This is a genomic window from Cryobacterium sp. TMT3-29-2, assembly GCF_004564305.1.
GTDB classification, from domain to species: Bacteria; Actinomycetota; Actinomycetes; order Actinomycetales; family Microbacteriaceae; genus Cryobacterium; species Cryobacterium sinapicolor.
Map to the genome: position 1 here is coordinate 1 of NZ_SOGK01000094.1, position 9,788 is coordinate 9,788.

6 protein-coding genes are annotated in these 9,788 nt (G+C 70.8%); 2 read left to right on the plus strand and 4 right to left on the minus strand.

The features are described 5' to 3' along the window. Positions 1–3,843 (minus strand): hypothetical protein (locus E3O67_RS10705; protein WP_241982124.1); only part of this gene is annotated, 3,843 nt, incomplete at its 3' end. A 133-nt stretch (positions 3,844–3,976) separates the two neighbouring features. Here E3O67_RS10705 and E3O67_RS10710 point away from each other — a divergent pair. Then, positions 3,977–5,017, plus strand: coding sequence for an adenosine deaminase (locus E3O67_RS10710; protein ID WP_134428356.1), 1,041 nt, complete (start codon positions 3,977–3,979; stop codon positions 5,015–5,017). Here E3O67_RS10710 and E3O67_RS10715 read toward each other — a convergent pair. Beyond that, entirely contained in the window at positions 4,995–6,011 is a 1,017-nt protein-coding gene (locus tag E3O67_RS10715; protein ID WP_135102681.1) for a magnesium and cobalt transport protein CorA, read from the minus strand. The two genes, E3O67_RS10710 and E3O67_RS10715, sit on opposite strands and share 23 nt — an antisense overlap. A 135-nt stretch (positions 6,012–6,146) precedes the next feature. Here E3O67_RS10715 and E3O67_RS10720 point away from each other — a divergent pair, with 135 nt between their 5' ends. After that, complete coding sequence (locus E3O67_RS10720) at positions 6,147–6,908, plus strand: 4'-phosphopantetheinyl transferase superfamily protein (protein WP_134428352.1); 762 nt, start codon at positions 6,147–6,149, stop codon at positions 6,906–6,908. A 46-nt stretch (positions 6,909–6,954) separates the two neighbouring features. Here E3O67_RS10720 and E3O67_RS10725 read toward each other — a convergent pair whose 3' ends face one another. Both E3O67_RS10725 and E3O67_RS10730 read right to left on the minus strand, forming a co-directional pair. Further along, positions 6,955–8,373, minus strand: coding sequence for a M1 family metallopeptidase (locus E3O67_RS10725; RefSeq protein WP_134428351.1), 1,419 nt, complete (start codon positions 8,371–8,373; stop codon positions 6,955–6,957). Positions 8,374–8,381: 8 nt separating this feature from the next. After that, a partial coding sequence (locus E3O67_RS10730) for a Pls/PosA family non-ribosomal peptide synthetase (RefSeq protein ID WP_370260427.1) occupies positions 8,382–9,788 on the minus strand: 1,407 nt, incomplete at its 5' end.

Genomic DNA, 9,788 nt, shown 5'->3' on the forward strand with positions numbered 1-9,788 from the left:
CGCCGGGGAACCGGGCGCCGGGGAACCGGGCGCCGGGGAACCGGGCGCCGGGGAACCGGGCGCCGGGGAACCGTGCGCGGCAGAACCGTGCCCGGCGGCTCCGGCAGCCGGTGCCGAAACGGTCACGCCGACGAGAGCGGCCGCGCGGGCGGCCACCGCGTCCGGGTTGCTGAAGAGTTCGAAGCTGTGCACCCGCAGATAGTGCCAGCCGAGGCGGCGCAATACCTCGGGGCGGAGCCTCAGGGACTCGCGCAGGCTCGACCGGCCGACAACGGCATCCGTTTCGACGACGACGGCACGGCCCGCGTGCGAGCCGGCGAGGGCCAGCTTGCCGCGGTGGCCGAGCGACACGGTGAGGCCGAGCCGTTCCAAACGCCGGGCCAGGTCGACCAGCATGGCCTCGCTCGCGTCGGGAACCTGCGGCTCGTTGCGGCGCGCCTCTGTCTCGCTGAGCACCTGGGAGAGCGCGAGGATGCCGTGACGCTGGCGGTCCTCGTCGATGTCGGAGGGGCGGAAGCAGGAGACGATGTCCATGGCACGGCGGGCGCGGGTCATGCCGATGGCCAGCAGCCGTTCGCCGCCCGGCTCGCCCAGCGAACCGAAGTTCGTCAGGAGGCGGCCGTGCGGAGTGCGGCCGTAGCCGATAGAGAAGATCACGCGGTCGCGGCTCTGCGCCACGGCCTGCTCGAGGGTGAGCACCGTGAACGGCTCGGCCCGGTCTTTCAGGATGAAGTCGGAGAGGTCGGTGCGCTTGGAGAACGCGGACAGCACGGCCTGATGCACGCGCACGGAGTGGCGCGCACTGGCCGTGATGACCATGAGCGACTCCTTCGGGCGCTTCACGGCGTGGTCCATGACGAGTTCGACGACCTTGGCGACCTCGGCGTCGACGCTCTCCACGGCCCCGGAGTCGGCGTCGGGCATGCCGTGCCCGCCGGCGACGTAGTTGATGGTGAGGCTGCCGTGCCCGAGGTAGCTGCCGGCCCACGGCAGGGAATCGATGCGCCCGCCGTAGAAGCGGTGGTTGACCAGTTCCGCCAGGTCCTCGCCGCCGGCACGGTAGCTGCGGGTCAAGGTGAGGGTCGGCAGCAGCTCGCCGAGACGCGCGAGGGCCGAGTCGGCGTGCAGGGCGTCGACGTTCGTCTCCTGAACAATCCGGTCGTCGGCGGCGGCCGTGATACCGGTTTCGAACGATGACGGCGTCTGGGTGACCGGGTCGCCGAACGCGACGATCTGCCGGCCGCGACGGATGGCGCCGACGTTCTCGGCCAGCGTGGTGGCACCGGCGTCGACGAGCAGCACGGTGTCGAAGCTCATCAGGTCGTCGAGGGCCGCCACCTCGTAGGGCGAGGCCAGCCAGACCGGGGCGAGAACGCGGCCCAGGTGCGGGGCGGCCTTGTGCAGCCGGGTGGGGGTGGCCCGGTCGGCGCGCAGCAGGCGCCTCAGGTTGTCGGCTTCCTCGGGCCAGTCGACGACGCCGATCTTCCAGGTCTCGGCAAGCAGCCAGGCCAGGAGCTGCCCGGTGGTTGAGGCGTGGGCCTCGTCGACCAAGCGGAAGTCTGCCTCCAGCCGGTCGAGCACCTGCGTGTTGGCGTTCAGCAGGGCCTTGTCGCCGCTGAGCATGGTCTCGAGCACGGACTGCCACCAGGCGAGCTCGAGCTCGTCGGCGACATCCTTCTCGGACACGTGGCGCTGGGACAGGTCGGTCATCAGCGGGTCGAGATTGTGTTCGCGCAGGGTGGCGAGCAGCGCGGTGCGCTCGTGTAAGTTCGCCAGCACCTCGCTCTCGGCGGCCAGGCCGGAGATCACGTACACGAGCTCCTTCACCGGCCGGTTCGACAGCTGCCGGGTGGTCCCGGCCGCACCGAGGGGGATGTCGAGGCTCGCCAGGTCTTCCGCGACGCGCTGGTAGGCCACGTGCACGTCCGAGATGCCCACGGGCACCTCGGGGGTGACGCCGGCGACCACGAAGCGCTGCCACAGGGTGCGCTGCTGCTGGATGCGGCGCAGGCTCTCGTTCATGTCGCTCACGTGCACACCGGGGCGCAGGTATTCCACCGCGAGCTTGCGCAGGCGGCGGCGGTTGGCGCCCGTCATCTCGGGTGACTCCCGTCGGGACGCGGTCGCAGAGATCAGTTCGGTCAGGGACCGGTCGAAAACGGCCGGTTGGAACTTGTCGAGGGTCTCCCGGATGTCCAGCAGCAGCCGCAGGTAGACCCCGAGCTCGGCGATGGTCTCGAACGGGCGCAGTCGGGTCTGACCGACGAGTCCGGCGGCGCGCTCGAGCAGGCGAGGGAGTTCGACCTGGTTGACCCGTTTGGCCAGCTGGTGCGCCGCCGAGGCGTCGGCGGGGGAAGTGAAGGAGGCTCCGTACCAGGGTGAGTCGCCCGGGCCGTAACGGAATTCTCCGAGCGCAGCCGCCTTGATCAGGGTGGCGGCGGCGGCCGGCCGTCCCTGCGCGAGGCGTTCGAGCGCGCGCCGGTCGAGCCTGGCTGTGGTCGAGGGCGGGGCCGGAAGCTGCGCCAGGCGGGCCAGCTCGCCGAGGGCGTCGAGCACGGACACCCCGAGCGCCGGGTCGCGGCGGGTGAGCGCCGACCGGTAGTCCAGCAGCACCTTACGCAGGCGCACGAGAGCGTCGTCGACGTCGCCGACCATCGGCTGGGTGGCCTTCTCGTTGCGCGTGATCGACTGGATCAGGTCCCGGCGCAGGGTGCGCGGGGTCACGGCCACCCCGGGCAGCCCGACCTGAACCAGGCGGTGCGCGATGCCGTCGAGGCTGGACCGGCGGGCGCTGACCACGAGCACGCGCTTGTGCTGCGCGGTGAGCGAACCGATCGCGTTCACGATGGTCTGCGTGCCGCCGGTGCCGGGAAGGGTCTTCACGACAAGCGAGTTGCCGGCCGCGATCTGCGCCACGACGTTCTCCTGCTCGGAGTCGGCGTCGAGCAGGAGGGTGTCGGTGGCCGGCGGCCGGGAGTCCTGGCCGATCGGGACGACCGGGTTGTACGCGGTCTCGATGGCGCGACGGGCGTTGTTGTTGCCGCCGATCGCGTCGAGTAGCGGATGGTCCAGGTCGGCCGCATCGGCGGCGAGCGCCCGGCCCACGTCGGCGAAGGCGGAGGCCACGAGACGCGGCACCACGTTGAACCAGGGCAGGTGCGAGGTGAGGCCGCGCAACCGGTCGATCACGGGCTGCGGTTTGAAGGCACCGTTGGTGACGGCCAGAGCCACGAAGGCGTCGGCATCCAGAACGATCTCGAACTGGTCCTTCAGCGCGCGCGCCAGTTCCGGGTTCAGGAACGGCTGGCCCTTGAGCTTGAGTTCGAAGTCGCGCCCGTAGCGGCGGATGGCGAGCGGGCGCAGCAGCACCGGGGCACTGTAGTCCACGTCGTTGTGCCGCCATTCGGCGAGGCCGATGGCGAGGTGAACAGACTCGATTCCACGCATGGAGCGCAGTTCGATGCCCTTCTGGGTGATCTCACCGGCGGCCAGCCTGGCGTTGCGCAGGGCCAGCTCGTCGCGGATCAGGTTGGAGAGCAGAGTGGTCTTGCCGGTGATGAACTGGGGCAGACCGCCCGGGTGGGTGGCGCTGAGTTCGATCCGCGTGCGGGGGCCGTCACTGAAGTGCAGCAACGGGGAACGGCCGCCCACCTCGGCGAGTTCGTCGCGCCAGCGCTGCCAGACCGGGTCGGCCACATTGCCCACGGCGAGGGACGGATCGCCCAGGCTGACCGCGTGCGGAGCCGCGGAATCGTGTGGGTCGGCGGGCGGAGCCTCCTGAAATTCAGTCAGGATGCCGTCGTCATCTAGTTTCTTATCGAGGCGCCACACACTCGACACCATAAGCCAAACACCTCCGATTCCCCGGCAGGCGGCCCGGAATTGCGCGGATTCGGGCGTGAACTGGCCCAAATCGGGGGTTCCGGATGCCTGTGCGGCCGTCACCGATTCGGGTTGCCTCGGCGAGAATGGTGCAATGAAACTCCCCCTCGTCGAACTCCATCTGCACATCGAGGGAACCCTCGAACCCGAACTGCTCTTCGAGCTGGCCGCGCGCAATGCGGTGACCCTGCCCTGGGCTTCGCTGGCGGAACTGCGCGCCCAGTACGACTTCACCGACCTGCAGTCGTTCCTGAACCTCTACTACCGTGCCCTGGACGTGCTGCGCGAACGGGTCGACTTCACCGACCTGACCCGCGCCTACCTGGCCCGCGCCCGCGCCGCCGGGGTGCGGCACGCCGAGATCTTCTTCGACCCGCAGGCGCACACGAGTCGGGGCGTCCCGCTGAAGACCGCCCTGGCGGGGGTACGCGACGCCCTGGACACCTCGGTCGAGCACTGGGGCATCAGCACGAAGCTGATCGTGACGTTCCTCCGCGACCGTCCGGCCACCGAGGCCCTGCACATACTGCGGGAGATCCTCGCCGACGGAGTGCCGATCGACGGCATCGGGCTGGACTCGGCCGAGGTCGGCTATCCCCCGGAACTCTTCACCGAGGTCTTCGCCCTGGCCCGCGCACACGGTCTACGCCTGGTGGCGCACGCGGGCGAGGAGGGGCCGCCGGACTACGTCTGGCAGGCCCTCGACCTGCTCGGGGTGGAGCGCATCGACCACGGCATCCGCAGCTTGGAAGACGAGGTGCTGCTCGACCGGCTCGTGCGGGATCGCATCCCGCTCACGGTCTGCCCGTTCTCGAATGTGCGGCTGCGCGTGATCGACACCCTCGCCGACCACCCGATCGTGCGGATGCTCGACCGCGGGCTGCTCGCCTGCGTCAACTCCGACGACCCGGCATACTTCGGCGGCTACATCGACGACAATCTGGCCGCGCTCGATGCCGAGTTCAGCCTGGGGCCGGACCGGCTGGCCCTGCTCGCCCGGAACGGGATCGAGGCGTCGTTCCTGACCGACGCGGAGAAGGCTTCTCTCGCTGCCGAGGTCGATGCCTGGCTGTCCGCCCAGCCGGCGGCGGCGGGACCGGCTACACCACCGGCTACAGCCATCCGTTCTTCCTGAAGACGCCGTAAAGGCCGACGCCCATCACCAGCATCAGGCTGAGGGCGAACGGGTAGCCGAACACCCAGGTCAGCTCCGGCATGTGGGTGAAGTTCATGCCGTAGATGGTGCCCACGAGGGTGGGCGCGAAGAGGATCGCCGCCCAGCTGGAAATCTTCTTGACCTCTTCGCTCTGGGCGAGGCTGGTCTCGGTCAGCCGCCGCGTCTCCTCGTTCTGGCGCTGGGTCACGAGGGTGCTGTGCACGGTGAGGGCGTTCTCGAGGAGCTGACGGAACGCGTCGCCGCGCTCGACGACGCGCAGGGTGTGGTCGAGCACGTCTCGCAAGTGGTGGCTGAGTTCCGCGGGCACGTTGTAGGTGGCGGAGCCCTTCTGCAGCGACTCCAGCATGCCCACCAGCGGCTGCGTCGCGCGCTGGAACTCGATCACCTCCCGGGAGAGGGCGTAGATGCGCCGGGCGACGGCCTGATCGCCGTCGAAGAGCTGGTCCTCGATCTCGTCGATGTCGTTCTCCAGACCGGCGACGACCGGCCCGTACTCGTCGACGATCTGGTCGAGGATGGCGTAGAGCACGGCCTCCGGCCCGAGGGCGAGCAGCTCAGGTGTCTTCTCCATGCGCTCGCGCACCCGCGCGAGGTCGGGTGACTCGGCGTGGCGGATGGTGGCCACGAAGTCCGGGCCCACGAAGACGTGCAGCTCGCCGAACTCGACGCGTTCCTCCTGGTCGAGGTAACGGGCCGGGCGCAACACCACGAAGAGGATGTCGTCGAAGCGCTCCAGCTTCGCCCGCTGGTGGCCCTTCAGCGCGTCCTCGACCGAGAGGTGGTGCAGGCTGAATTCGGCCGCGACCGAGCGCACCTCGTCGGGTGAGGGCCGGTACATCCCGATCCAGGCGAAGCCGTGGTGGGCCTTCATCACCTCGTAGGTCTCGTCGAGTGTCTTCGTGTTCGCGGCCCGGCGGCCGCCCACATATACAGCGTTGTCGATCAGTGCCACGCGCGCTCTCCTTAATCAGCAGCTACCAGTGTCGCACCGGGCGCGCCGCACGCTGACCGTGGCCGGGGCCGTGGCCGGCGCCGGCGCCGGCGCCGGCGACTGACCGTACCCGGCGGTGGGCGATAGGTTGGGGGCGTGAATCCTGAGCGAGCCGGCGACGTCTTCGTCGTCGTCGCTCCCCGCGGGGCCACGGATGCCGCCGACCGCCTTTTCCTGGCCATTGCAGCTTCCTGGGTGCTCGGCCTGGATCCACGCTCGGTGCGCATCGCGCGGTTCTGCCCGCACTGCGGCGGCCAGGACCACGGCCGCCCGCTCGTGGCGGTGTCACCCGGCGGGCGGTCCGGCTCATCCACTGCCCGCTTGGCCGCTGCCGGTTCTCCCCCTGCCTGCGGGCCGCTGCACGTCAGTCTCAGCCGCGCCGGCGGGTCGGTCGCGTTGGCCCTGACGTTGATCGGCCCGGTCGGGGTCGACATCGAGAGCGTCGATGCCACCTCCCGGGGCGGATTCGACGAGGTCGCGTTCGGGCCGGCCGAGCACGCCGCGCTGGCCGAGACGGCGTCGGAGGACGCCGCCGGGGTGCGGGCCCGGTTGTGGACCGCGAAAGAGGCGGCGCTGAAGTGCACGGGAGACGGTCTCCGGGTGGACCCGCGCGACCTCACCGTCTCGCTGCCGGGCGGGGGCTGCGGAGGCTCGCCGCGCCTCCACGCCTGGCGGGGGGCACGCGTCCCGGTCGATGCGATCCGGCTCCACGGGTTCGCCCCGGGCCCGGGGCTCGTCGGCACGGTGGCCGTGCTCGCCGAGGGCACGCCCGCAGCGGGCACGCTCTCCGCCGACGGGCCGACCGTGCGCGTGGTGCCGGCTGCGGACATCCGTCGGCAACCGTCCAGGCGCGCCTAGCGGCGTCAGTCCCGTCCTGACGTGACTCCCGCCTGAACGAACCCGGCTAGAGCTTGGGCAGGGCGCTCCGGTAGATCCAACGGTCGATGATCCGACGGACTTCACCGCTGCCGGTGTGCACGGAGAAGAACTCGACGAGGTCCCCTGGGGTGATGGAACCGTGTAATCGGGCATGCGTGTAGGCACGCACCGCGCCGAAGAAGGCCTCGTCGCCGAGCGACCGCCGCACCGCATGCAGGGCCAGGGCGCCGCGCTTGTAGACCCGGTCGTCGAACATGTCCCGCGGCCCGGGTTCGCCGACGACGATGTCGCGCGGCAGGGCCTCGATCTCCGCCCGGTGCACGGCGGCGCTCGTATCGGCGGACGGTCCCCCGCCGGCCTCCGCCCACAGCCACTCGGCGTAGCAGGCGAACCCCTCGTGCAGCCAGATGTCCTGCCACCGCACCACGGTCAGGCTGTTGCCGAACCACTGATGGGCGAGTTCGTGGGCGATCAGCCGGTCGCTGCCGTGCGCACCGTCGACGTGGTTGCGGCCGAAGATGGCCAGGCCGTGGGCCTCGAGCGGGATCTCCAGCTCGTCGTCGGTGACCACGACCGCGTAGGAGCCGAGCGGATAGGGCCCGAAGAGGTCGGCGAAGAGGGAGATCATCTCCGGGAGGCGGGCGAAGTCCACCGCCACCTCGCGGGCGAGGTTCGCCGGATAGAAGATGCGCTGAGCCACCGGGGCGGCGGCGGCGTCGGTGCGCCGGTACCGGCCGATCAGCACCGTGGCGAGGTAGGTGGCCATCGGCTCCCTCACCTCGTAGGTCCAGCTCGTGAGGCCCGACCGGGTCGTGCGGGCGATCAGCGCGCCGTTCGACACGACCGTGTAGGGGTCCTCGCAGCTGATCCGGATACGGAACGAGGCCTTGTTGCTCGGGTGGTCGTTGCACGGGAACCACGACCCTGCCCCGGTGGGCTGGCCGGCCACGAGCACGCCGTCGTCGAGCTCCTCCCAGCCGACCTCACCCCAGACGCTCTTCAACGGATGCGGCGCGCCGCGATACCGCACGGTCACCTCGAACGGCGCCCCGGCCTCGATCGTCGCCGCCACCGTGATGGTGAGCTTGCGCGCACTCTGGGTGACCTTCAGCGCCCGTACCCCGTCGACGGTGACCCGGTCCACGGTGAGGCCGTCGAAATCGAGGCTGAACCGGTCCAGCCTCATCGACGCCCGGGCCTGCACGGTCGCCGTCGCCCGCAGTTGGTTGGTCGAGACCCGGTAGTCGAGGTCGAGGTCGTAGTGCAGGGCGAGGTAGCCGCCGTTACCGTTGCCCGGCAGGTAGGGGTCACCCGCGGTGGCGGAGCCGTGGGTGGCGGCCGCGCCGCGGGTGCCGGCCGGGCCGAGCGCGGGTTTGGGCGGCAGCGGGGTGAGGCTCTTGGCCGGGCGCGCGGCGGGGCCTGAGGATGGTGGTGTGCGAGACATAGTGGGCTTCAAGTCTGCCATGGCGGGCTGCGCCACGGCGCTATCGGGTTGCCGGACCACACCGATCCGGCCGGCACCCGCTCCCCGCGCATCACCAGCGAGGCAGGCCCAACGGTGGCGCCCTCCTCGATGTCGGCGGCCGGCAGGATCACACTGTGCGGGCCGAGCGTGGCCCCCGACGCCAGAGTGACCCGATCGAGCTGCATGATGCGGTCGTGGAACAGGTGCGTCTGCACGACGCAGCCCCGGTTCACGGTCGCACCGTCCTGGATGGTCACCAGGTCCGCCTCCGGCAGCCAGTAGGACTCGCACCACACGCCGCGCCCGACATGCGCGCCGAGGGTGCGCAACCACACGGCGAGCGCCGGTGTGCCGGCCGCCTTCGCCGCGAACCAGGGCCGGGCGACCATCTCGACGAAGCTGTCCGACACCTCGTTGCGCCAGATGAACGACGACCAGAGCGGATGCTCGGTGGCGTCGATCCGGCCCACCAGTATCCATTTCGCGGCCGTGGTCACCAGGGCGGCGACGGCCCCGGCTGCCAGCAGCACCAGACCCGAGAGAGCGATCGTCCACCCCAGGCCGACCGTGAGCCAGAGCGCATCGAGCACACCGAGCACACCGAGCGCGATCAGGGCCGTGACGATGACCGGCACGATCCGGAGCAGCTCCCACAGCGCCCGCCAGGTGACGAGCCGGGCCGGCGGGTGGAAGGTGCGGGCTTCGTCGACATCCGTCACGGTGCGGCGGAGGCGTTCGGGCGGGTTCCCGAGCCAGGATGACCCGCGTTTCGCCTTGCGCGGCGTGGAGGAGAGCACCGCGACGAGACCGTTGCGAGGCACCGTGCGGCCGGCGCCCGCGATGCCGCTGTTGCCGAGGAACGCCCGGCGACCGATCTTGGCCGGCCCGATGTGCAGCCAGCCGCCGCCGAGTTCGTAGCACGCGACCATGGTGTCGTCGGCGAGGAATGCGGCCGGGGCGATGGTCGTCAGGGCGGGGATGAGCAGCACGGTGGATGCTTCCACGCCGGCGCCCACCTTCGCACCGAGCAGGCGCAGCCAGATCGGGGTGAGCAGGCTCGCGTAGATCGGGAATAGCAGTGTGCGGGCGCCGTCGAGGATGCGCTCCGTCATCCAGACCTGCCAGCCGATCCGGCTGCGAACGGGGTAGTACCCCTCCCGCAGGCCCACGCCGAGCAGCCGCACGGAACCCAGCACCAGTAGCGCGTAGACCAGGCCGGCCGCGATGACCGCGAGCGGGGTGGCCGGGGCGGCGCGCCACAGCGCGTCGCCCAGCGTGGCGGCGTCGCCGATGGACGCCCCGACGATGAGCGCGCCGACGAGCGCCGCGATCGCGGGCAGGGAGGTCATGGCGATGGCCCCGGTCGCGAAGGCGGCCAGCCAACGGGTCCCGCG

Bases quoted from the DNA above. Each gene is read 5' to 3' on its own strand.
- E3O67_RS10710 (WP_134428356.1), top strand. From the start codon at position 3,977: ATGAAACTCCCCCTCGTCGAACTCCATCTGCACATCGAGGGAACCCTC.
- E3O67_RS10725 (WP_134428351.1), bottom strand. From the start codon at position 8,373: ATGTCTCGCACACCACCATCCTCAGGCCCCGCCGCGCGCCCGGCCAAG.